This window comes from Dokdonella sp. (assembly GCF_035511235.1).
Taxonomy (GTDB): domain Bacteria; phylum Pseudomonadota; class Gammaproteobacteria; order Xanthomonadales; family Rhodanobacteraceae; genus Dokdonella.
This window is the reverse complement of sequence record NZ_DATKFQ010000024.1, coordinates 1-23577: the sequence shown is the minus strand read 5'-3', so window position 1 is coordinate 23577 and position 23577 is coordinate 1. Positions and strand designations below refer to the sequence as shown.

Here is a 23577-nt window from a genome sequence, read left to right as displayed (position 1 = left end):
AATCAGCGCCGCCGCGCCTGCTCGGCGGCATCGAGAAAGGCCTGCATCAGCGGATCGGCCGCGAGCAGATCGGCGTCGCGGCCGTCGTGGAACTCAGGGTGCCACTGCACGCCGACGACGAAGGCCGGGCTCTCGACGCGGATCGCCTCGATCACGCCGTCGTCGGACCAGGCGCCGGCGACGACGCCGCGGCCGAGCGCCTTGACGCCCTGGTGGTGGATCGAGTTGACCCAGCCTTCCTCGGTGTCGCCGTAGATCGCGCCGATCCAGGTCCTGGGGTCGAGCCGGAGCGGGTGCTTGTGCTCGTCGTAGAGCTCGGCGTGGACGTGGCTGGCAGGCGTCGCGCCGTCGGCGCGCAGGTCCTGATGCAGCGTGCCGCCGAATGCGACGTTGATCAGCTGCATGCCGCGGCAGATGCCGAGGACCGGTTTGCCGGCCGCCGCGAACGCGCGCAGCAGGTCCAGCTCGAAGCGGTCGCGCAGCGCGTCGACGGCGCCGACGGTGTGCGTCGGCGCCTCTCCGTAGGCGCTGGGGTCGATGTCGGCGCCGCCCTGCAGGATCAGGCCGTCGAGCGCGGCGACGATATCGGGGATGTCGATGTGGGCGCGCCGGATCATGCTTTCGCGCTCCACCGTCGGCACCATGAAGACGACCGCGTCCAGCGCCATGACCCAGTGCGCGACCGATTGCTCGAGATACTGCAGCGTCTTGCCGCGGAAGCCGAGCTCGCGCGGCACCTGGCGCAGGATGCGCGGTGACACGCCGATGATCAGCTTGCGCGGTGAATCGGGTACGGTCATGGAGCGGCAGCGAGCGCGGGTTCCGTATGGCGCGGTCCGCCGCTATCGTCGTCCGGACGGCCGGTCCGCGACAAGCCCGGCGCCGGCAGGCTGGCGGCGATCAGCCAGTCCACGACCGCGTGCAGCGCCTCGATGCGGCCGGCGCCGGCCGCGCGCGCGTCGCGATAGATCGCCAGCTGGCGGTCGGCGCTGCTGCCACGGACCAGGATCGCGCGGACCGGCCCGAGCACGTCGGCGACGCCGAGCGCCTCGGCCGAGCGGCGCAGCCACGGTTCGGCTTCGCCGAGCACGGCGGCGATGTCGCGGCGGCGGCCGCCGTCGTCGATGAAGTCCGCGGCGACGCCGTGTCGCTTGGCGCGCCAGCGGTTCTCGTCGGTCAGTCGGCGCAGCATGGCGGCCGATCCGGTGCTGCGGCCGAGGGCGTCGTTCTCGGCATGGGCGTGGACCAGGCAGCGATACAGCGTCGCCAGCGCGAGGGCATCGTCCAGTCGCGTACAGCTGTCGGCGATGCGCATTTCCAGCGTCGGGAAGCGGTGCGAGGGACGGATCGCCCACCACAGCGACTGGCGGCTTTCGATCGCGCCGCTGCTTTCGAGCAGATCGGCGAAGGCGTCGTAGTCGGCCTGATCCTCGAACGCATCCGGAATGCCGGTGCGCGGCCATTCGTCATACGCCGCCTGCCGGTAGCTGTGCAGGCCGGTCGGCTGCCGGCTCCAGAACGGCGAGGACGCCGACAGCGCGAGGAACACCGGCAGCCACGGCAGCATCCGGTTCATCACGCGGACGCGGTCGATCGATTCGGGCACGCCGACGTGCACGTGCAGGCCGCAGACGAGGTTGCGCAGGCCGAGAATCTGGTAGTCGTCGAGCAGGCGCTCGTAGCGCTGCTTCGGGCTGACGGCCTGGCTGCGCCAGGTCGTCAGCGGCTGCGTGCCGGCCGCCAGCATGCGCAGGCCGTGCCGGCAGGCGATGCCGGCCAGGCGCCGGCGCAGGTCGGTCATCGTCGCGGCCGCCTCGGCAGCATCGGCGAACACCGGCGAGACGATCTCGATCTGGGACTGCAGCAGCTCGCGGCCGATCCGCTCGCCGAGCTCGCGCCGGCAGTCGGACAGGAAGCGCTTGGGCATGCGCGTGACCGCGCAGCGGCTGACCGGATCGACGAGGAACAGTTCTTCCTCGATGCCGAACGTGTAAGACGAGGCGGGTGCGGTCATGGCGCGCATGGTCGCCAGCGCGCCGCCAACCGCAGTTGAACGGAACGGGGCGCGCCGTTGCGGCGCCCCCCGTTCCGTCCGGACGTTCAGTCGCCGTCGGCCTCGAAGTCGTCGGCGAACAGACGGTCGGTCACGTCGTTGCGGCAGACGACGGTGACGTCGGTGACGTCGGTCGCGTTCACCGTGCCGCTGCCGCCGGTCACCGTACAGGTCTGCGCCGGGACGGTCGGCTGCGTGCCGACCGTCACCGTATAGCTGCCGCCGCTGGCGACCACGGTCGGGAACGTGAAGGCGCCGTCGCCGCCGATCGCCAGCGGCGCGCCGCCGTTGAGCCGCAGCGTGAGGCCCTGGCCGAGCAGGCCGCTGACCGTGCCGCCGACCGAGTACGTCCGGATCGTGCAGGTGACGGCGATGTTCGTGACCGCGCCGTCGCCGACCGTGCCGCTGCCGGCGCTGACCGTGCAGGTCTGGCTCGGATCGCTCGGCTGCATGCCGACCGTCACCGCATAAGCGGCGCCGCTGGCGACCGGGGTCGGGAACGTGAAGGCGCCGTTGCCACCGATCGCCAGCGGCGCGCCGCCGTTGAGGCGCAGCGTGAGGCCGCTGCCGGTGAGGCCGCTGACCGTGCCGCCGACCGTGAACGTGCGCGTCGTGCAGGCGACCGCGACATTGGTGACCGCGCCGTCGCCGACCGTGCCGCTGCCGGCGCTGACCGTGCAGGTCTGGCTCGGCTCGCTCGGCTGCGTGCCGACCGTCACCGCATAAGCGGCGCCGCTGGCGACCGGGGTCGGGAACGTGAAGGCGCCGTTGCCGCCGATCGCCAGCGGCGCGCCGCCGTTGAGCCGCAGCGTGAGTCCGTCGCCGGCGAGTCCGCTGACCGTGCCGCCGACCGTGAACGTGCGCGTCGTGCAGACGACGGCGACGCTGGTCACGTCGCCGCTGCCGACGGTGCCGCTGCCGCCGCTGACCGTGCAGGTCTGGCTCGGGCCGGACGGCTGAGCCTCGACGGCCACCGCGTACGATGCCCCGCTGGCGAGTGGCGTCGGGAACGTGAAACTGCCGTTGCCGCCGATCGCCAGCGGCGTGCCGCCGTTGAGGCGCAGCGTCAGGCCGCTGCCGGCGAGGCCGCTGACGGTGCCGCCGACCGTGTGCGTGGCCGGCGCGGCGATCTTCGGTTCCAGGCACCAGCGCGTCAGCGTGCCGGTGTCGCCGCTGGCGTTGTCGCTGACGTTGAGCGTCCAGGTACCGGCGAACGCCTGGCCGGTGAACGCGCTATCGAGCGGATTGTTCGGCCGCAGCGTGCCGCCGATGCCCGGCGCCGAAGTCGCGCAGGCGTTCTCGACCGGATTGGCGGCTGCATCGTCGAGCACGACGTCGATGGCCGGCGTGCCGCAGCCGAACGTCGTCGCCGGCACGCCGGGCCGGTCGATCGCCAGCACCTGGGTGCCGTTTCGGCTCAGCGTGAACTTCAGGTCGCCCGGATAGGTGTGCGTGCTGCTGACGTGCAGGCGCATGCCGTCGAGCAGGCTCGGATCGGACACGCTGATCGTGCTGTTGATGCCGGTCGTGTTGTTGTCGGGAATCGCCAGCGCCGGCTCGGCGCAGACCAGGCTCGCCGTACCGAAGCTCGACACGCTCGACAGCGGCCCGTTGCCGCAGCCGTTGGTCGCGCGCACGCGCCAGTAGTACGTGGTGGCGGGGTTCAATCCCTGCGCGGCGTAGCTGGTGCCGGCGACGCCGGGCGCGCTGGTCACGATCGCGGTGAAGCCGGCGTCGCTGGCGATCTCGACCGTGTAGGCCGTCGCGCCGGGCACCGCGGTCCAGCTCAGTGCGACCGGACTGGCGACCGCGGTCGCGCCGTTCGCGGGCGTCAGCAGCGTCGGCGCGGCGGTCAGCGCGGTCGACACCGTGAGCGTCGCCTGCGCGCTGTGGCCGCCGCTGCCGCTGGCGCTGCCGGCGATCGTGATCGTATGGCTGCCGGCCGGCGTCGACGCGCCGGTCGTGAGCGTCAGCGTCGAGCTCGCGCCCGGTGCGGCCGGGTTTGGCGAGAAGCTCGCCGATGCGGCGCTGGGCAGGCCCGAGGCGCTCAGGCTGACCGGATTGCTGAAGCCGCCCTGCGCGCCGATCTGGATCGTGTAGCTGGTGGCGCTGCCGGCACAGACCGCTTGCGACGACGGCGTGACGCCGAGCGAGAAGTCGGCCGCGCCCGCGCTGCAGGCCGGCCGCGTGCCGCAGGCGATGCCGTGCGCATTGAACGCATCCCAGATCCGGCAGGCGTTCGGCGTGCCGTTGGCGAGATTGCCGTCGTCGTCGTCGGCCGCGACGAACACCGTGTACCAGTTGGTCGCGCCGCAGCCGTTGACGGTGGCCGACGGATTGCACTGGCCGCCGCTCTGCACCTGATAGGCGCTCTTGGACGGCGTCAGGCTGGCGTACCAGATCTGGTCCATCTGCTGCCAGCCGGCCTCCTCGCCGTGCGCGTCGACCAGCAGGTGGGTCAGGTCCCAGTTCGCGCTGGACGCGATGTAGCTCTCGCAATGGCCCTCGTAGCCCATCGGGCCGCGATAGGCCGAGCCGTTCGAGGCCACGTACGGGCAGGCCACGCCGGTCAGGCCGATGTAGGCGCCGCAGTTGATGCCGGACGAGGCGGTGACGTTGGCCGGCGTCGCCAGCGTGCGCGTGCCGAGCAGGCTGAAGTCGCCGACGTCGCGCACGCCGGTGCAGCTCGTGCAGTTGTGGCACAGGCCGCCGGGGCGGAAGTTCGGGCCGATGCAGCTGTCGCGCGTCTCGAGGAATGCGAACGTGTCGCCGACTGCCTCGCCGCTGCCGTACTCGTTGGCGGCGCCGCCGGTGTTGCTGTCGAGACCGTGGCCCCACTCGTGCAGGAACACCGCGGCGATCTCGCCAGTGTTCGAGCAGCCGCCGCCGGACTTGAAGAAGTTCAGCGTGCCGCCGCTCCAGTACGCATTGCAGGTCTGGTTGAGATTCATATTGGCGGTGACCGTGCTCTGCAACCAACTGTTGCCCGGCAGGATCGCGCGCGCCTTTTCATTGATGCGCGTCAGGTGGTAGAAGCCGCTGCGCGAGGCATGCGTATTGCCGGCGCCGCCGGTGCCGGGCGTCGCGCAGTCGGTACCGCTGCCGCTGCCGAACGCGAGGTTGCCGGTGCTGTTGTTGGACAGCGAGATCGAGCCGCAGCTGTCGCTCATGCGGAAGTAGCGGCCGTTCAACGTGGAACTGGCGGTGCCGCCGCTGTAGTCGTAGACGCCGTCGGTATCGGTGATCTTGCTGCCGTTGTTGGTGACCGCCGTGAACGGAAACGGCACGACCAGCTCCGGATCGGTATTGGTCGTCGCGTAGACGCCGCCGCTGACGGTCGCGTCGGCGTAGACGTTCAGATCGCGCACGTCGATCAGGCGGCCGCTGTGCGCATCGGTCAGCACCTGCCAGGTCGACGGATTGCCCTCGACGCGGAACACGTGGCGCCAGGCCAGCACGTGGCGGTAGCCGCCGCCGCGCACGCCGGCATAGGCCTCGCCCGGGCTCTCGCCGTCGGGACGGGTCGGGTAGATCGCCAGCGCACCGGCCTCGACGGTCTCGGCCAGGCGCGTGCCGGCCGGAAAACCGAGCGCGCTCCAGGCCGCCGCGAACGCCGCGTCGCGCGTCAGCGACGGCCGCGCGTCGATCGCGACGTCGGCGATGCGCTCGGCGCCGAACTGCACGACGTTGCCGTGCGCGATGCGCACGAACACGAACGCGCCATCGACGCGGACGCCCTGGTGGTACTGCGCATACTCGAGAAACCAGCGCGGGTTGCCGTCGCCGAACGCGACCGAGCGCTCCTCGTCCAGGCGCAGGTCCAGGCCATAGGTGCCGAGCAGGTCGGCGACCTCGCCGACGAAGCGCAGGCCCTCGGCGGCGACGCGGTCGCGATCGAGCGCGGCCGCATCGGCGACGCCGAACGCCGCCGGCGTCAGCGTGTTGCCGCGGCCCGGAATCAGGGCGACGCCGCTGCCCTGGATCAGGTTCGGGCGGTCGCCGCGCGCATCCCAGCGTACCTCCCAGTCGCGGCCGTAGCGCTGCGAGAACGTCGCCAGCCGCGACTGCAGCTGCGCGTCGCGCGCCGCATCGAGACCGAGCGACGGCGTGACGTCCAGCGCGCTGTCGTGGACCTGATGCGACGGCACGCGGTAGGCGGCGTCGGAGGCCGGATCGGCCTGGGAGGGTTCGTACGGCTGGATCGCCGGGACGGGCAGCACGACGAACGCCAGCAGCGCGGCGATCGCGGCCTTGGATATGCGGAGCATCGGAAATCTTCCCCTGGAGTGGGCAGCCCCGTCGCTCCGGTTCCCCGTGCGGACCGGCTGCAAAGCCCGCGCATCCTACGAAGCGACCGGTCGATTATGGACCAGGTGCGGCCGCCGTAGCCGCGGCGGCGGGATTCTTCGTGTGGCGCCGGTCGAGCCGGGCCGGTCAGACGGCGCCGGCCGGCGCCACGGCGACCTGTCCGGCGATCAGGCCGATCGCCTCGGGAATGCCGCGCGCGTCGCTGACCTGAACCACGCGGGCATCCTCGGCCGAGAACGTCGTGTCGGTCTCCAGCGACCAGGTCGAGTGGTACGGCATGTAGACGCCCCAGCCGCCGAGCGTCACGACCGGTTCGATGTCCGAGCGCAGCGAGTTGCCGACCATCGCGAATGCGGCCGGTGCGCTGCCGCATTCGCGCAGCACGCGCGTATAGGCGGCCGGGTCCTTCTCGGTCACGATCTCGATGCGATGGAACAGGTCGCCGAGCCCGGAGCGCGCGACCTTGGCCTGCTGATGGATCAGGTCGCCCTTGGTGATCAGCACGACGCGGTAGCGCGCGGCGACCGCCTCGACCGCCGCACGGATGCCCGGCAGCAGCTCGACCGGATGTGCGAGCACCTCCTTGCAGAGGCCGACCAGGCGGTGCAGGTCGGCGGCGCCGATGCGCCCGCAGGTGATGTCGTAGGCGGCCTCGATCATCGACAAGGTCATGCCCTTGGCGCCGTAGCCGAACAGCGCGATGTTGCCGGCCTCGATTGCCAGCAGCCGCTCGTGCACGCGCGCGTCGGCGAGGTCGACATGGGCGCCGACGATGCGCTCGAACTCGGCCTGGGCCGCGTCGTAGTAGTCCTGGCTGTGCCAGAGCGTGTCGTCGCCGTCGAATCCAATCAGTTCGAGCATCGGTCGTTCATCGGTATCGTGCGCGGCCGCGCAGGCGGCGATTGTACGCGCGTGCTTCGGCTGCCCGCTGCGCGTACCGCGACGGCGGCCTCGAGATCGAGGCGCGCGCCGGCTCAGGCGATGCCGAGCCCTTCGATCGATCCGATCGCGTCGGGATCGAATCCGGCCAGTGCCGCGAACGCCCGGCCGCGTTCGGCATAGTCGCGGAACTGGTCGAAGCTCGGCGCGCCCGGCGACAGCACGATCGTGCCGCCGGGCGGCGTGCACGCACGCGCGGCCGCGATCGCGTCGGCCAGCCGCGCGACCACCTGCAGCTGGTAGTCACCGCCGGTCTCGCGCAGCACCGCGCCGATCCGCGCGGCATTGGCGCCGTTGACGACGATCGCCTGCGGCGGCCGCAGCCGCACCGCCTGCGCAAACGGCTGCCAGTCCAGGCCGCGCTCGTGACCGCCGACGATCAGCGTCGCGCGGGCCGGGTCGGGCAGGCTGCCGAGCGCTTCGAGCACCGCCTGCGGCGTCGTCGCGATGCTGTCGTCGACGTAGCCCAGGCCCTCGCTTTCGCCGAGCCATTGCAGCCGGTGCGGCAGCGGCCGGAACCGCGGCAGCGCCGCCGCGGCGGCAATGGCGTCCTCGCCGGCGGCCTCGACCGCGGCCAGCGCGGCGCAGGCGTTGAGCACGTTGTGCGGGCCCGGCAGCGCCAATGCCGCGCGCGGCGCGATCTCGGCGGCGCCGCGCGCGATGCCGGCGTCGCTGGCATGCCAGCCCGCCGCATGCGCGAAGGTTCTTCGATCGCCGTGGCGCTCGGTCAGCCGCAGCAGCTCGGGCTGCTGCGCGTTGACGACCAGGACACGCGCCGCATCGGCCAGGCGCAGCTTGTCGGCGACGTAGCGCTCGCGGCTGCCGTGCCAGTCCAGGTGTTCCTCGTCGAGCCGCGTGACGACGCCGACCGCGAGCGGTCCGGCCTCGCCGGTCTGGAAGCTCGACAGCTCGATCACCCACCAGTCCGGCGGCTGCGGCGGATCGACCAGCTCGAGCAGCGGCAGGCCGATGTTGCCGGCCAGCGCCACGCGCCGGCCGAGGCCGCGCAGCAGATGCGCGATCAGCGCGGTCGTCGTGCTCTTGCCCTTGGTGCCGGTGACCGCGATCACGCGCGCCTGCGGGTGCTCGGCGAACCACAGCGCGGTGCCCGAGGTGAAGCGCGTGCCGTTGCGGCGCGCGTCGAGCAGATCCGGCAGCCAGGCGCTGATGCCGGGCGACTTGATCACGACGTCGAACGCCGACAGCACGGCCGCATCGGGCGGCGCGGCCAGCCATTGGAGCGTGCCGGCGGCATCGCCGCCGCAGGCCGCATCGAGGTCGGCCTGCGCCTGCATGCGCTCGGCTGCCGAGCCGATCAGCGTCGCTGTCAGTTCCGGCAGGCGCCGACGCAGCGCGAGCAGGGCGGCGCGGCCTTCACGGCCGTAGCCCCAGATCGCGACGCGCAGGCCGGCCAGATCGGCGATGCGCATGGCTCAGCCGCGCTCGACCCAGGTGAGCAGGCGCGCCGGAATCCGGTGTTCGCCGGCCGGCGCCAGCAGCGGCGCCAGCGCGAGATCCTCGCCGGCCAGCTGCGGCCGGATCTCCCTTGCGAAGCGCTCGACCAGCGCGTCCTCGCGCCATTCGGCGCGGCCGGCCAGGAACGCCATCGCCGCGCGCGATTCGCGGCCCTCGCCGACGCATTCGAACGGCTTGTGGTCGCGGTATTCGAGCAGCGCATCGAAGCCCGGCGCCAGTGCCGGCTGGTCGAGCAGGTTGGCGCCGAAGATGCCGAGCAGGCGCGGCTTGGGCATGAACGGCGCCAGCGCCAGGAACACGAAGTGGCATTTCGGGCATTGCCCGCACCAGCGGTCGGCCGGCTTCGGCCCGAGGATGCGGAAGTTGCGGTTGCAGCTGGAGAACACCGCGTCGTAGCGGTTCTCGCGCGCGAAGCGCTCGGCGACTGCCAGCTCCGACAGCGGCCGCAGCAGCGAGTAATAGTGCAGATCCGCCGCGACCAGGGCCTGCACGCGATCGGCGAATGCGTGCTCGAACGCCCAGCTCTTGCTCCACTGATGGTTGACCGGCTGGCCTTCGTACTCGAGCGTCGCGCTCGAGGCCGAGCGTTCGTTCGAGAACGCGATCGCGTCGTAGCCGTAGAGGATCGCCGCGGCGACGAGGATCGCCGAGTTGATCGCGGTCACCGGCACGTGGCCGTTCCAGGCGCCGGCACGGTTGTAGTCGAACAGCAGCGGCGAGACCTGGCGCGTGACGTTGAGCGTCGGCAGGCCGGTCCGCGCCGCGCAGGCCTCGATCAGCGGCGAGGTGCCGATCCAGGTCGCGGTCGCGGCCTCGCCGGCGCGCTTGAAGATCTCGACGCTGACCAGCGAATCCTTGCCGCCGCCGATCGGCACCAGGCTGCGGTTCGGCAGGCCGAGCGCCGGTGCAGAAGGCGCCGCCTCGGCAGCGGCCGGAAACGCGATGCGCGCGCCGAGATCGAGCCGGTTGTGCCAAGCGAATTCGCCCAGGCCATGCCGGTACAGCGCGTCGAGGAAGGCCGCCGTCGGCGCGTCCGGCAGCGCGCCCTCGATCCGGATCTGCGGCGGCACGCCGGCCTTGTAGTAGCTGACGCCGGCGATCCAGTGCAGCAGGTCGAGCGCGCGGTCGAACGCCGCGCGCCTTTCCGCGGCCGGCGCCGGCGCGCCCGGAAAGCCGATGCGCTCGACCAGCTCGGGGCCGTCGTCGAACGCATAGCGCAGGCGCGCCTCGCCGTCGACGTAGTCGCGGCCGATGAAGCGGAACGCGCGCGCGGCGCGCGGGTCGGGCAGGCTCAAGGCGAGACTCCTGGGCGGGCGGCGCCGGGCCGGGGCGCGGCGCGCGGCGAGTATCGGCGATCGCGCGTGCCGCTCATAGGATCGGCGCCGGGGCGGTCGTGTCTGGCGATGGCGGCGCTCACAGCACGACCTCCGCGGCCGGCTCGCGCAGGTTGTAGCGCGAGCTCATGACCGCGCCGTAGGCGCCGGCCTCGGCGATCAGGATCACGTCGCCCTCGCGGCACGGCGGCAGCCGCCGGTTGTGGCCGAGCACGTCGCCGGTCTCGCAGATCGGACCGACCACCTGGACCAGGTCCGTCGGCGCCTCGTCCAGCCGCGTCAGATTGACGATCGCGTGCCAGGCCTCGTACAGCGCCGGGCGGATCAGCGAGTTCATGCCGGCGTCGATGCCGACGTAGTGCACCTCGCCCTTGCGCTTGACCTGGGTCACCCGGCCGAGCAGCACGCCGGCCTCGGCGACCAGATAGCGGCCCGGCTCCATCCACAGCTTGAACTGAGGATAGGCGCTGCGCACTTCGGCCAGCGTCGCGCCGAGTTCGGCGAGATCGAGCGCCGCGTCCTCGGGCCGCGACGGCACGCCGAGCCCGCCGCCGATGTCGAGAATCTCGATGCGGTTGAAGCGCTCGGCGAGGCTCGCCATCTGCGCGTAGACGCCGCGCCAGTGGCCGGCATCGAGGATGCCCGAACCCAGGTGCGCATGCAGGCCGACGATGCGCGCGCCATGGCGGCGCGCATGCTCGCGGAACGTCTCGATCTCGTCCAGCGCGACGCCGAATTTCGACTGCGCGCCGCCGGTCTTGACCTTGTCGTGGTGGCCGCGGCCGCTGCCGAGATCCACGCGCAGCAGGATGTCCCGGTCGGCGAAGTCCGCGCCCCATTCGACGATCGGATGCAGGGCGTCGAGCGTCACGCGCACGCCGGCGGTCAGGCCCGCGCGGTATTCCTCGCGCGGCGCGAAGTTCGGCGTGAACAGGATGCGCTCGGGCGGCAGCGCCGGCAGCGTGCGGCGCACGTGCTCGACCTCGGCCCACGACACGCACTCGAACGCGAAGCCCTCCTCGTGCAGCGCCCGCAGGATCGCCGGATGCGGATTGGCCTTGAGCGCGTAGTGCCAGCGGTCGACCGCGCCGAGTGCGCGCAGGTCGCGCGCGCGCGTACGGACCTCGCCGAGGTCGTAGGCATAGCGCGGACTGCCCGACTCGGCGAGCGCGAGCAGGGCCTCGCGGCGCTGCCGCCACCAGGCCGGCCGCGCCGCCGCGACGGCGCCTTCGGCCAGCTCGCGCCAGCTCGGCCCGAACACGGCCGCATCGTCCACGCGCATCGCCTCGGCGCGGATCAGCAGCGCGTGCAGGCGCGGGATCAGCGCATCGGCCAGGCCCTCGTCGACGACGAAGGTCAGATTGAGGTTGTTCGACGACTGCGAGATCAGATGCACGTCGAGCGCGCCGAACTCGGCCAGCACCGCCGAGAGCTTGTGCAGCATCGCGCGCATGCCGCGGCCGACCATCGTGATCGCCGCGCACGGCGCGATCACCTTGACGCGGCAGAACGACTCCAGATCCGCGCACAGGCGCGCCAGCACGTCCGAGTCGAGCAGGTTGTCGGACGGATCGAGCGAGACCGTGACATTGGTCTCCGACGAGCCGATCAGGTCCACCGACAGGCCGTGCGCCTTGAACGCGCCGAACACGTCGGCCAGGAAGCCGACCTGCTGCCACATGCTGATCGATTCCATCGACACCAGGGTGATGCCTTTGCGCGAGCTGATCGCCTTGACCGACGGCGCGGCCTGCACGGTGCTCCAGCCGATCGCGGTGCCGGGCAGTTCGGGCCGGTTGGTGTCCTTGATCAGCAGCGGCACGCGGACCTCGCGCAGCGGATGGATGCAGCGCGGATGCAGCACCTTGGCACCGGTGGTCGCGATCTCCTGCGCCTCGGCGTAGTCCAGGCGCGACAGCAGCCGCGCGTCGGGCACCTGGCGCGGATTGGCGCTGAACATGCCCGGCACGTCGGTCCAGATCTCGACCGCCGCGGCGCCGAGCACGGCGCCGAAGTACGCCGCCGAGGTGTCCGAGCCGCCGCGGCCGAGGATCGCGGTCGCACCCTCGGCGTTGCGTGCGACGAAGCCCTGCGCGATGAACACGTCGCCGCGCGCGGCCAGCGCGGCCGCGGCGGCCGGGTCCGGCACCGGATCGACCGAGGCCGACAGCCAGCGGCCCCAGTCGCTCTGGTTCGGCAGCGGCCGGCAGCGCAGGTAGTCGCGTGAATCGATCCAGCGCGTCGGCAGGCCGCCGGCATTCAGATACAGGCCGCCGAGCGTGCTCGACAGCAGCTCGCCATGCGCGAGCACCTCGGCCTGCCACGACAGCGCGCCGGCCGGCCGGCGCGGATCGCCGAGCAGCTGGTCGAGCCGCGCCAGCCAGCCGTCCAGCGCATTGCGCAGCGGCAGTCCGAGTTCGCGGAACAGCCTGTGGTGGCGCTCGACGATGCCGACGTAGAGCTCGCGGCAGCGCGCCGCGTCGGCGCAGGCCTCGCCGATCGCCTTGAGCTGGTCGGTGATGCCCGACAAGGCCGATACCACGATCAGCACCCGTTTGCCCTGTTTTCGGTGCGCCCCTGCGATGCGTGCGATGTTGTCCCAGCGCGGCCGCGTCGAGACGCTGGTACCGCCGAACTTGATCACGATCCACGGCGCGTCGGCCGGGAGCAGGGCAGGGGGGGTGTTCACGGGTGTGGTCGCATCCTCGTCGTGTCGAGAGAGAACAGAGCAGGCAGATGCCGCCGCAACGGCAGCTGCGGGCCGCCGGCGACGGGTCGGCCGGCGGGGCCGGCATTCTTTCGTGCGACGCAGCAGAACGCAACGGCGAAGCCGGGCGCTTTCATGGCCGCGGCAGGGCGCCGGCGAGGCCGATTCGTACAGCCGGGCGCGGCGATCGGCGCTGGCCGCGGCCGCTTTCGCGGTACTATGCTCGACCTATCGCCCAGCGCGCTGCGGCCGCATTCTCCGGAGGTTCTTGTTCATGGCACGTGGTATCAACAAGGTCATTCTCGTCGGCAACCTCGGCGCTGATCCGGAGACCCGCTACACCGCCAACGGCGGCGCGATCACCAACATCCGCCTGGCCACCTCCGAGGCCTGGCGCGACAAGCAGACCGGCGAGAACCAGGAGCGCACCGAGTGGCACCGCGTCGTGCTGTTCGGCAAGCTCGGCGAGATCGCCGGCGAGTACCTCAAGAAGGGCCGCCAGGTCTACATCGAAGGCTCGCTGCGCACCAACAAGTACACCGACAAGGACGGCATCGAGCGCTACACGACCGATATCGTCGCCAACGAGATGCAGATGCTCGGCGGTGGCGGCGAGCGCGGCGGTGAGGGTGGCGGCGGTGGCGGCTACGGCGGTGGTGGCGGGGGCGGGGGCGGTGGTGGCGGCGGTTACGGCCGCGAGCGCGGTCCCGCGCGCGGCGCGCCGGCGCAGCAGACGCGTTCGGCGCCGCCGGCTTCGCAGCGTCCGCCGGATACGTTCGAGGACGACGATATTCCGTTCTGATCGTCGCGCCGCGCGGCACGGGTTCGGTGTCCCGAGCTGCCTCGCTCAGCCGTCGAAGCCGTCGCCGAACACGCGCTCCGGCCGCGCTTCCGGATGGAATACCACGACGGCGTAGGACAGGCTCGCCGGAATGCCGTTGCCGCTGGCGCCGTCGATCGTGACGCGGTAGACCGTATCGCCGGCCGGCTGGCCGTAGTTCACGCCTTGCGGCAGCCAGACCAGGGTGTTGTCGCCGTAGCCGACGTCGTTGGCGAGCGGCTCGTAGCTCACCGCACCGAGTGCCTGGCCGTTGCGCGTCATCGTCACGCGCGCGTTCGCGAAGTTCGCGCCGGGCCACGAATACGACCAGCGGTTCGACACGCTCGGCAGCAGCTGCCACGGCACGTAGCCGGGCGGCGGCCAGGCGACGCCGGCCGGCGTGTCGGGCCGCGACCCGAAGCCGCCGATCACGCGCAGCGCATTGGACGGCCAGCCGTCCGCACCGTCGACGCTGCCCGAGGCCATCTGCGCCTGCGGCGGATAGAGGATCCAGCGGCGATGGCCGACCATGCCGTTGCCGCTGCCGTAGTCGTCCATGTAGGCGACGACCGCTTCCGGCCCGGCCAGGCCCAGCGAGACGTTCGACGCGGCGGCCGCGCCGGCGCCGGCTGCGGTGTAGCACCGCCAGCTCGGCGGCGGCGCATGGCTGATCTGACCGTTGGCGGTGAACATCAAGGCGGCGTCCTGTGCGCCCTGCACGGCGCCGGCGGCCATCGCGGTCACGTTGCCGGGCAGGCCGGCCAGGGCGCGAAAGACGTTGACGCGCTCGATCGTCGCCGCGTGATAGGCCGCCGCAGTGGTGCCGGACGTACAGCTGGCGAGCGAGCCGGTCCAGCCGGCGGCGACGCCCGATTGCGGCACGAACAGGCCGAAATACGCGTTGGCGACCGAGTCGCGACTGGTCGGGTCGATCCAGACGCGCGCGGCATCGTCGGCCGTGGTGGCGGCGGCCGCGGCGGCGCGGGCAGTCGTATCGGCCTGCCAGCGCGGCGGCGCGGCCAAACCGCCGTCGGGCGGCACGCCGGCGCCGACGGCCGCGGATGCGGCCAGTGCGCAGGCGGTCAGCACGGCGGTCGGCGCGGGCGTGGCGCGCGGCAGCAGCGTCGGCCGGTCGGCACGGCCGCGGCGGTTCGGACGGATCATCGGTGAGGGGCGCTCCGGCGGAAAGGCGCGGCAGTGTGCCCGCCGTTTCGTCAAGCATTCGCTGCGAAAGCCTCAATATCGTGTTCGCACGGCGTCCTGTGTGATCATGTCGGCCGATTCGGTCGGGCCAGGGGCGCCGGCCGCGCCCACCGACTGATCGCTTGCCGATGGCCTCCGCCGATACCGACCGTCTGCTGCTGCGCCTGGATTCCGAAGGACGCCTGTCCTGGCTCGGCGGCACCGGCCGTGCCGTGCCGGGCGTGCCGCCGCGGCAGCGGCTCGATCAGGCGCGCCGTATCGTCGTGCTGGTGCCCTCCGAGGACGTGCTGCTGACCGGCACCACCTTGTCGGCGCGCAGCCAGGCCCAACTGCTGCGCGCGCTGCCGTTCGCGGTCGAGGACGGGCTACTGGCGCCGGTCGAGGATCTGCACGTGGTGCCGGTAGTGGTGCCCGGCCTCGAAGGCGATCGCCGCGCGGTTCTGGTCGTCGCACGCACGCGCCTGCGCGAATGGCTGGACCGGCTCGCGGCCGACGGCATCCGCCCCGACGTACTGATCCCCGAAACCCTGGCACTGCTGCCGGCGACCGCGCTGATCGAAGCCGATCGCGCCCTGGTCCGCCTCGCGCCGGATGCGGCCTTCGCCTGCCCGGCCGCCGATCTGGCCGACTGGCTGCGCCAGACCGGCGTGCCGGCCGCGGACCTGACGGTTCACGATCTGCGGCCTGCCGCGACCGGGCCGGCACCGATCGGTGCGACATCGAGCGACATCCGGTCACCGGGATCGCTGCAGACCGGCGATGCGCCGCATCCCGGCGCACGGGATGGTCTCGGCCTGCTCGCGCCCTCGCTGCCGGCGGCCGGCAATCTGCTCGAAGGCGCGTTCGCGCCGGCGCACCGGCGTGCTGCCGGCAGCCGGCTCTGGCGGCTGGCTGCCGCACTGGCGGCCCTGGTGGTATTGCTCGGCCTGACCGAGCGCGGTCTGGGCGTGCTGCAGCTGAGGCGCGAATCGGCCGCGCTGCAGGCCGCGATCGACCGGCACCTGCACGAAGCCCTGCCGGAGCTCGACGGCGCCGCACTGGCCGGGGTGGAGCCCGGCCAGCTGCTGCAGCGGCGGCTGGAAACGCTGCGCGGCGGCAGCGACGAGGGCCTGCTCGGCCTGCTCGGCCGGATCGCACCGGTCTTGACCAGCGGCACGCGCATTCAGACGCGCGGCATCGAATACCGCAACGGCGCGCTCGAGCTCGGGCTGCGCGCACCGGACGTGCAGGCGCTCGATGCCTTGCGCGAGCGGCTGGCGATGCTGCCGGGCCTGCGCGCCGAGATCACCGGTACCAGCCCGGCCGATGGCGCGCAGGGCGGTGTCGACGCGCGCATCCGCGTCAGCGGAGCGGGCGCATGAACGCGGCCTGGTGGACGGCGCGGCCGCCGCGCGAGCGGCGCATCCTTGCGATCGGCGCCGCGGTCGCGGTGGCGCTGCTGCTGTGGGCGCTGGTCTGGCACCCGCTGGGCCGCCAGCGCGAGGATCTGGCGCTGCGCATCGAGGGCGAGCGCGAGCAGCTGCTGCTGGTGCGCCGCGCGGCTGCCGAGCTCGGCGGTCTGCGCACGACCGGCGTGCAGGCGCGCGCCGACCGCGAGGGCAAGTCGCTGCTCGCGCTGGCCGATGCGACTGCGCGCGGCGCCGGCCTCGAGTCGGCCCTGCGCCGCGTCGAGCCCGGTTCGGGCGGCAGCGTGCGCGTGAGTTTCGAATACGCCTCGTTCGACGATCTGGCCGCCTGGCTCGAGGGTCTGGCGCGCGACTACGGCATCCAGGCCAGCGACTTCTCGGCCGATCGCGTCGACGGCGTCGGTCTGGTCAACGCACGGGTAACATTGCAGGACGTGCCCTGAGGTAAGGTCGCACGGCCGCCACCGCCGCCTCGCGCGGTCGCGCCCTCGTTTTCGCCATCGCTCACTCTCCCGGTACTCATGCGCATCCTCAAAGTCCTGATCGTGCTGGTCCTCCTGCTGCTGGTCGCTGCCGGCGTCTTCGTCTGGACGATGCCGGCCGAACTGGCCTGGCGCTGGGGCGGCCACCGCTTTGCGCCGGTCGTGCTGACCGGCGTGCGCGGCAGCATCTGGAACGGCCGCGCCGACGGCATGAGCGTGTTCGGCCGCGACCTCGGCGAGCTGTCGTGGACGATCGACAAGGCGCCGCTGCTGCGCGGTCAGGTCCGCCTCGACGTGCACGTCAAGGGCGCCGACGTCGAAGCCGCCGGCCTGGTCACGCGGCATCTGGACCGCAGCCTCGACCTGCGCGACGTGCGGTTCCGCTTCGCCGCGCAGCTGGCCGCGCCGGCGCTCGACATTCCCGCGCTGAACCTGCTCGGCACGTTCAACGGCGTGCTCAGCCAGGCGCGCATCGCCGAGGGCCGCCTGCAGGGCGCGACCGGCGCCGGCCGCTGGAGCGACGCCGGCGTGTCCGGTCATGCCGAGGCGCGTTTCTCGGACATCCTGGTCGAATTCTCGTCGAAGCCCGAGGGCGGCATCGGCGGCGTCGTGCGCGACGACGGGCAGGGCAACCTCGAGGTCGAGGGCGTGTTCGACGTGCGCCCCGACCGCTTCGACGCCGAGGCGCGCCTGGCCGCGCGCAACGACGACGTGCGCGTGCGCGAGGCCTTGCGCTACGTCGGACAGCCGCAGGCCGACGGCTCCTCGCACCTGGTCGTGCAGGGCCGCATGTTTCCGCTGCTCTGAGCGGACCGGCGCGATGAGCGATACGGCGTTCCTGCGGCAGGCGCTGACCGTGGCACTGGCCGCGGCCGACGCCGCGCGCGCGGTGATCGCGCCGCGTTACCGGCAGCGCGCGTTCGAGGTCGTCACCAAGGACGACCAGACGCCGGTCACCGAGGCCGACCGCGAGGCCGAGGCGACGATCAAGCGCGTGCTGCGCGCGCAGTTTCCGGACCATGCCTACTACGGCGAAGAGGAAGGGCGCGAGGGCGACGGCGACTGGCTGTGGCTGATCGATCCGATCGACGGCACCAAGGCCTTCGTGCGCGGCTACCCGATGTTCTCGACGCAGATCGCGCTGATGCACCGCGGCGAGCTGATGCTCGGCGTGTCCGACGCCGGCGAGTACGGGGAGCGCGCCTGGGCGGTGCGCGGCGGTGGCGCCTTCATCGAGGACCGCCGCGAGGGCGGCGTGCCGCGCGCGCTGCGCGTCGGCGACATCGCCGAGTTCGGGCCGCGGACCGCGATTTCGACCGGCAATCTCAAGTCGCTGGCCGGCGACGGCCGCTGGCAGGTGCTGGCCGACCTGATCCGGCGCAGCGGACGCATCCGCGGCTACGGCGACTTCCTGCACTATCACCTGCTCGCCCGCGGCGCGATCGATCTGGTGATCGAGTCCGATCTGAACGTCCTCGACATCGCCGCCCTGGTCGTCATCGTGCGCGAGGCGGGCGGCGTCTTCACCGCGCTCGACGGTGCGCCGGTCGATCTCGCCACGCGCAGCGCGCTGGCCGGTTCGCCGGCATTGCACGCCGCCGCGCTGGCGGCGTTCCGCGCGGCCTGATCCGCGACGGCGCGTCCGCGCCGTCGCGCGCTTCGGTCCGGCCGCGAACCCGCGCGGCCGCCGTTCCTCCGTTCCGATTCCGCTTTCCGCCGCACCGTGTGCGCTTGCGCGCCCGTCGGGGCGCCGCGCCGCGGCTTCGAGACGGCTTTCTTGACTTGCCTGGCGGCGGATGCTTGAATGCGCGCCTCTTTTTGGACGTATAGACGTCCATACGTCCATAAGGAAGGATCATGATCGGCAAGGTGGTCAAGTTCGGCGGGACCTCGCTCGGCGACGCGGGGCGGATCGGGCGTGCGGCCGACGCGGTCGCGGCGGCCCGCACGCGCGGCGCTGCCGCGGTCGTCGTGTCGGCGATGGCCGGTGTGACCGATCGGCTGACCTGCCTCGTCGAGCAGGCCGGGCGGGACGAGGCGGTCGCCGCGCTGCGCGGCCTGCTCGACCGGCACGCCGATGTCGCCGCCGAGCTCGGCGGGGCGCCGCAGGGCGACCTGCCGTGGACGCTGGAGCGTCTGGGCCGCCAGCTCGAGGACGCGCTGGCGCGCGTGGCCGCCGGCGACGCGGCGGCGGCCGATACCGTGCTCGCCGGCGGCGAGAAACTCAGCGCCTGGCTGATGCTCGGCGCGCTGCAGGCGCGCGGCGTCGAGGCGGCGATCGTGCCGGCCGAGGTGCTGATCCGCACCGGCGGCCGCGCCGGCCACGCCGAGGTCGACCGCCGCGCCACCGATGCGGCGATCGCCGCGCGCGGCGAGGCGTTCTGGCGCACGCAGGTGCGCATCGTGCCCGGTTTCACCGGCGCGGCGGCGGACGGCCGCACGACCACGCTCGGACGCAATGCCTCGGACTACAGCGCCGCCCTGCTGGCCGCCGCGCTCGGCTGGCCGCTGGAGATCTGGACCGACGTCGCCGGCTGCTACAGCGCTGATCCGCGCCTGGTCGCCGGCGCGCAGCTGCTGCGCCACCTCTCGCTGGCCGACGCGAACCGCTTCGCGCATGCCGGCGCCAGCGTGATCCATGCGCGCACGCTGGAGCCGCTGCTCGAGCGGCCGGTGCCGCTGACGATCGTCAACAGCTTCGCTGCCGATGCGCAGAGCACGCGGATCGGCGGCGACCTCAGCGAACCCCTGCGCGGCCTCGCATTGCGGCACGACCTGGCGCTGCTGCGCGGCACCCGTGCGCTGTCGGCGCCGGGCGCGTTCGACGACGGCGACGACGTCTACGCCGATGCGCCGGCGGCGCTGGTCGCCGCCGACGCTGCGCCCGGCGAGCACGCAGTGCCGGTGGCCCTGCTCAGCGTCTTCGACGACACCGCCGGCGCGTCGCTCGCATCGCGCTGCCGCGACGCCCTGACCGTCGGCGGCTTGGCGCCGCTGGCCCTGTGGTGGTCGCGGCGCGAGCGCTGCGTGCGCGTCGCGCTGGCCGCCGCCGACGGCGAGCCGGCGCTGCGCGCGCTGCACCGGCAGCTGATCGCCGGCGATGCGCCGGTGCCGGTGCACCTGGCCGTGATCGGCGCCAGCGGCCGTGTCGGCGGACGCCTGCTGGCGCTGCTGGCCGAACAGCACGCCGCCTTGCGCGCACGCGGCTTCGATCTGCGCCTGATCGCCGCGGCCAATTCGCGCAAGGCGCTGATCGACGCATCGGGCCTCGAAGCCGGCACGCTGGCGGCACGGCTCGCCGCCGCCGAGGACCGCACGCTGGCGCAGTGGTCGCACGAACTGCTCGGCCGGCCCGAGCGGCCGCTGATCCTGATCGACTGCACCGCCAGCGCCGAGGTCGCCGCGCAGTATCCGGACTGGCTCGCGGCCGGCATCGACATCGTCACGCCGAACAAGCACGGCCCGTCGGCAGCGGCGCCGCTGGCCGATGCGATCGCCGCCGCGCAGCGCCAGTCCGGCGCGCGCCTGCTGCACGAGACGACGGTCGGTGCGCAGCTGCCGCTGTTGCGCACGCTGCGCGAGCTGACCTCGGCCGGCGATCGCGTCCAGACGCTGGAAGCGGTGCTGTCGGGCACGCTGTCGTACGTGCTCGGCCGCGTGCAGCAGGACGTGCCGTTCTCGGTGGCGGTGCGCGAGGCGGTCGCGCTCGGCTACGCCGAGCCGCATCCGGGCGCGGACCTGTCCGGCGCCGATGCGGCACGCAAGCTGGTGATCCTGCTGCGCGCGCTCGGCGTCACGGCCGATCTCGACGCGATCGACCTGCAGCCGCTGGTCGGCGCCGAGCATCTGGCCGAGCCCGATGCGGCGCGGCTGCTTGATGCGCTGGTCGATCAGGATGCGCACTGGCGGCAGGCCGTCGCCGAAGCGCGTGCGGCCGGCGAATGCTGGATCTACCGCGCGAGCTGGCACGAGGGCGTCGCCCGGCTGCGCGCCGAGCGGGTGCCGCTCGGTCATCCGCTGGCGCGGCTGCTGCCGTGCGAGAACGCCTTGCGCCTGTCCAGCAGCTACTACCGCGCCGCGCCGCTGACGGTGGCCGGACCCGGCGCCGGGATCGATCTCACCGCGGCCGGCGTCTTCGCCGACCTGCTCGAGGTGATCGCGCGCCATCAGCCGGTCGAGCCGCGCCGTCCCGTCGCGAGCGCCGAGCCGCTGCGCGCGGTGGCCTGACCGCACCGGACCGGCCGATCGCCCGCAGGCGTCAGCGTGCGCAGGCGGCGCGCGCGCCACGGGACCGGCCGGCAGCGTGCTTCGGCGACCGCTTGGGCTAAAGTCGCCGTCCGCACCGACGCCGTCGCCGAGAGGGCATGAGCGCACGCATCCTCTACCGATTCGGAGACTTTCTTCTGTGCCCGGCCACGCGCGAGTTCCGGCAGGGCGGCGTCGTGCTGCCGGTGCCGGCGCGCGTGTTCGATTGCCTGGTCTACCTGATCGAGCATCGCGACCGCGCGGTCGGGCGCGACGAGCTCGGTGCGGCCGTCTGGGGGCGCACCGACGTGTCCGAGCCGCAGCTGACGCAGGCGATCCTGCGCGCCCGGCGTCTGCTCGGCGAGGGCAGCGGCCAGCCGAGCTGCATCCGCACGATTCCGAAGTTCGGCTATCGCTGGGCCTGCGAGGTGAGCGTCGCGCCGTCCGAGCCCGACACGCCGGCGTCCGTGCCGGCGGCACCGGCGAGCGGCGAGCCGGTGGTCGAGGCATCGGCCGCCGCGGCGCCTGCGGACGCCGAGCCGAAGCCGCGGCTCCGATGGCGCACCACCGTCGCCGCACTGGCGGCGATCCTGGCCGCGCTGGCGCTGGCCGTGATCTGGCGCGAGCAGCCGGCGCCTGCGCCGTCGGCGCTGCCGGCCGTGTCGCCGTCCGGTGCGCTGGTCGTGCCGGTGGAGGTCGGCAGCGGGCGCGATCACGCCTGGGTGCGGCTGGGGGCGATGGACATAATCGCGCAGCGTCTGCGCGCGGCCGGGCTCGCCGTGGCACCGAGCGAAACCACGCTGGCCCTGCTTGCCGTGCAGCCCGCTGCCGAAGACCTCGACGCGCTGGCACGGCGCGTCGGTGCGAGCTGGATCGTCGCCAGCCGGGCCGACCGCAGTGCCCGCGGCTGGCGCGTCGGCCTGCGCGCGACCGATGCCGGCGGGCGGCAGCGGATCGCCTCCGGCGAGGCCGAGGACGTCCTGACCGCCGTGCAGGTCGCGACCGACGCGCTGCTCGCGCAAATCGGTCTGAGCGCGCCGCCGGCTGCGACGCGTGATCCGGCGGTCGAGGAGGTTCTGCAGCGCGCGCAGGCGGCGATGCTCGAGAACGACCTCGAAGGCGCCGCGCGCATTCTGACCGACACGCCGCTGCCGGCTTCCGCGCAGCCCGAGCTGCGCTACCAGCTCGCCTCGCTGGCGCACCGGGCCGGGCGGCTCGACGAGGCCGCGCGGATGCTGCAGGACCTGCTCGACGACGAGTCCGCTGCGGCCGACGGTGCCTTGCGCGGCCGCATCCACTACGGCCTCGGCGCGATCGCGATGATGCGCGATGGGGCCGCGGTGGCCGAGCAGGCGTTCGAGCAGTCGCTGCAGTCGCTGGACCGGGAGCGCCAGCGCCTGGACTACGGCAAGGCGCTCGCCGGCCGCGGCGGCGCGCGGCTGACGCTCGGCCGCGTCGGCGAGGGTCTGGACGATCTCGGCGAGGCACGCGTGCTGCTCGAACAGGCCGGCGACCGCCTGGCACTGGCCCGGTTGAACCTCAACTACGGCATCGCCTTGCTGCTGCGCGACCGGCCGGCCCAGGCGGTGGCCGCGTTGACCGAGGCTTTGAACCAGCTGGAACCGTTCGGCGCGCTCAACGAGCGCGCCCACGGCTACTCGGCCCTGGTCAATGCACGGCTGGCGCTGCTCGATCTGGCCGGCGCACGTGCTGCCAACGAGGCCGCGCGCGCGCTGCTGGCGCGGATCGGCGATCCGCTGAGCCGGGCCGAGATCCTGATCGACCGCGCCGCGCTGCTGATCGCCGACGGTCGCTACGCCGAACTGGATACGACGTTCGAGACGCTCGCCGCGCTCGGCCTCGCCGATCACGCCCGTCTGGACGGCCGCCGCGACGCGCTGCGCGCGCGCTGGGCCTGGGACCGCGGCGATGCGGCGGCCGCGGCCGATGCCGCACGCGCGGCGGTCGCCAAGCTCGCGGCGAGCGAGCCGGACGCGGCGGCGGAGGTGCTGCTGCTCGGCCAGCGCGCGCTGCTGGACCAGGGGCGCGGCGAGGAGGCGGCGGCTGCGCTGGCGGCGGCCGCGCCGATGTTCGGCGCGACGCTCGACGGCCGCATGCCGATCGGCCTGCGTCTGGCGCGCGCCGAGCTGGCCGCCGCCACCGGCCAGCCGTCGGCCGCGGACGAGTTCGCGGCGGCGCAGGCCGACGCCGATGCCCGCGACGTGCCGGCCCAGTCGCTCGCGGTCGCCGTGTCGATCGTGCCGTACCTGCTGCGCAGCGGCCGCGCCGAGGCCGCCAGTGCGGTCGTCGGGCGCCTGCCGGCCGCCGCGTCGGACGTCTTCGAAGGTGCCCTGCTGCAGGTGCGCATACACCAGGCGCTCGGCCACCGGCAGACCTGGGCCGAGGCGCTGCAGCACGCCCGCTCGCTGGCCGGCGCCCGGCCGATCCCGGTCGATCTGCAGTCGCCGCCGTCGAACGCTCGGATCGCCGGAAGCCGCTGAACGCCGCTGCGGCGCTCCGTTAGCGTGCGGTTAGGACATTCCAACCGCCCGGCAACCCGCCGCGAGCGACAACGATCTCGGCGTTCGGAGAATCGGACGGGCC

15 protein-coding genes are annotated in these 23577 nt (G+C 73.1%); 7 read left to right on the top strand and 8 right to left on the bottom strand.

Annotated features, from left to right (window positions below):
- Positions 1-2: 2 nt before the first annotated feature.
- The 7 genes from VMR06_RS10800 to VMR06_RS10770 form a co-directional block, all read right to left on the bottom strand.
- Positions 3-800, bottom strand: coding sequence for a type 1 glutamine amidotransferase (locus tag VMR06_RS10800; RefSeq protein ID WP_325376109.1), 798 nt, complete (start codon positions 798-800; stop codon positions 3-5).
- The gene (locus tag VMR06_RS10795) at positions 797-2014 is read right to left on the bottom strand and encodes a carboxylate-amine ligase (protein ID WP_325376107.1); all 1218 of its coding nucleotides are present in this window, start codon (positions 2012-2014) and stop codon (positions 797-799) included. The genes VMR06_RS10800 and VMR06_RS10795 overlap by 4 nt, the downstream gene beginning before the upstream one ends.
- A gap of 86 nt (positions 2015-2100) precedes the next feature.
- Positions 2101-6321: a fibronectin type III domain-containing protein gene (locus VMR06_RS10790; protein ID WP_325376104.1), complete on the bottom strand. Its 4221-nt coding sequence runs from the start codon at positions 6319-6321 to the stop codon at positions 2101-2103.
- Positions 6322-6487: 166 nt separating this feature from the next.
- On the bottom strand, positions 6488-7222 hold the full coding sequence (locus VMR06_RS10785; protein ID WP_325376102.1) for an HAD family hydrolase: 735 nt from the start codon (positions 7220-7222) through the stop codon (positions 6488-6490).
- 113 nt (positions 7223-7335) lie between these two features.
- Positions 7336-8730 carry a UDP-N-acetylmuramoyl-L-alanine--D-glutamate ligase gene (gene murD, locus VMR06_RS10780; protein ID WP_325376100.1) on the bottom strand — a complete coding sequence of 465 codons (1395 nt, stop codon included), beginning with the start codon at positions 8728-8730 and terminating at the stop codon, positions 7336-7338.
- A gap of 3 nt (positions 8731-8733) precedes the next feature.
- Complete coding sequence (gene murL / locus VMR06_RS10775; RefSeq protein WP_325376098.1) at positions 8734-10071, bottom strand: UDP-N-acetyl-alpha-D-muramoyl-L-alanyl-L-glutamate epimerase; 1338 nt, start codon at positions 10069-10071, stop codon at positions 8734-8736.
- A gap of 118 nt (positions 10072-10189) precedes the next feature.
- Entirely contained in the window at positions 10190-12799 is a 2610-nt protein-coding gene (locus VMR06_RS10770) for a bifunctional aspartate kinase/diaminopimelate decarboxylase (RefSeq protein WP_325376096.1), read from the bottom strand.
- A 292-nt stretch (positions 12800-13091) separates the two neighbouring features.
- Here VMR06_RS10770 and ssb point away from each other — a divergent pair, with 292 nt between their 5' ends.
- Positions 13092-13619, top strand: coding sequence for a single-stranded DNA-binding protein (gene ssb / locus VMR06_RS10765; RefSeq protein ID WP_325376093.1), 528 nt, complete (start codon positions 13092-13094; stop codon positions 13617-13619).
- A 45-nt stretch (positions 13620-13664) separates the two neighbouring features.
- On the opposite strand, the gene VMR06_RS10760 is transcribed toward ssb, so the two are convergent.
- Positions 13665-14801: a hypothetical protein gene (locus tag VMR06_RS10760; protein ID WP_325376090.1), complete on the bottom strand. Its 1137-nt coding sequence runs from the start codon at positions 14799-14801 to the stop codon at positions 13665-13667.
- Positions 14802-14968: 167 nt separating this feature from the next.
- Here VMR06_RS10760 and gspL point away from each other — a divergent pair, with 167 nt between their 5' ends.
- The 6 genes from gspL to VMR06_RS10730 all read left to right on the top strand — a co-directional run bounded on the left by gspL (position 14969) and on the right by VMR06_RS10730 (position 23474).
- Entirely contained in the window at positions 14969-16201 is a 1233-nt protein-coding gene (gspL, locus tag VMR06_RS10755) for a type II secretion system protein GspL (RefSeq protein WP_325376088.1), read from the top strand.
- Positions 16198-16689 carry a type II secretion system protein M gene (locus VMR06_RS10750; protein ID WP_325376086.1) on the top strand — a complete coding sequence of 164 codons (492 nt, stop codon included), beginning with the start codon at positions 16198-16200 and terminating at the stop codon, positions 16687-16689. The genes gspL and VMR06_RS10750 overlap by 4 nt, the downstream gene beginning before the upstream one ends.
- 78 nt (positions 16690-16767) lie before the next feature.
- A complete protein-coding gene (gene gspN, locus VMR06_RS10745) occupies positions 16768-17535 on the top strand; it encodes a type II secretion system protein N (protein ID WP_325376083.1) in 768 nt (255 codons plus the stop codon).
- A 13-nt stretch (positions 17536-17548) separates the two neighbouring features.
- Positions 17549-18355, top strand: coding sequence for an inositol monophosphatase family protein (locus VMR06_RS10740; protein WP_325376081.1), 807 nt, complete (start codon positions 17549-17551; stop codon positions 18353-18355).
- 230 nt (positions 18356-18585) lie between these two features.
- Complete coding sequence (locus tag VMR06_RS10735; RefSeq protein WP_325376079.1) at positions 18586-20955, top strand: aspartate kinase; 2370 nt, start codon at positions 18586-18588, stop codon at positions 20953-20955.
- A gap of 137 nt (positions 20956-21092) precedes the next feature.
- Positions 21093-23474, top strand: a complete 2382-nt coding sequence (locus VMR06_RS10730; RefSeq protein ID WP_325376077.1) for a transcriptional regulator — start codon at positions 21093-21095, stop codon at positions 23472-23474.
- Positions 23475-23577: the final 103 nt, after the last annotated feature.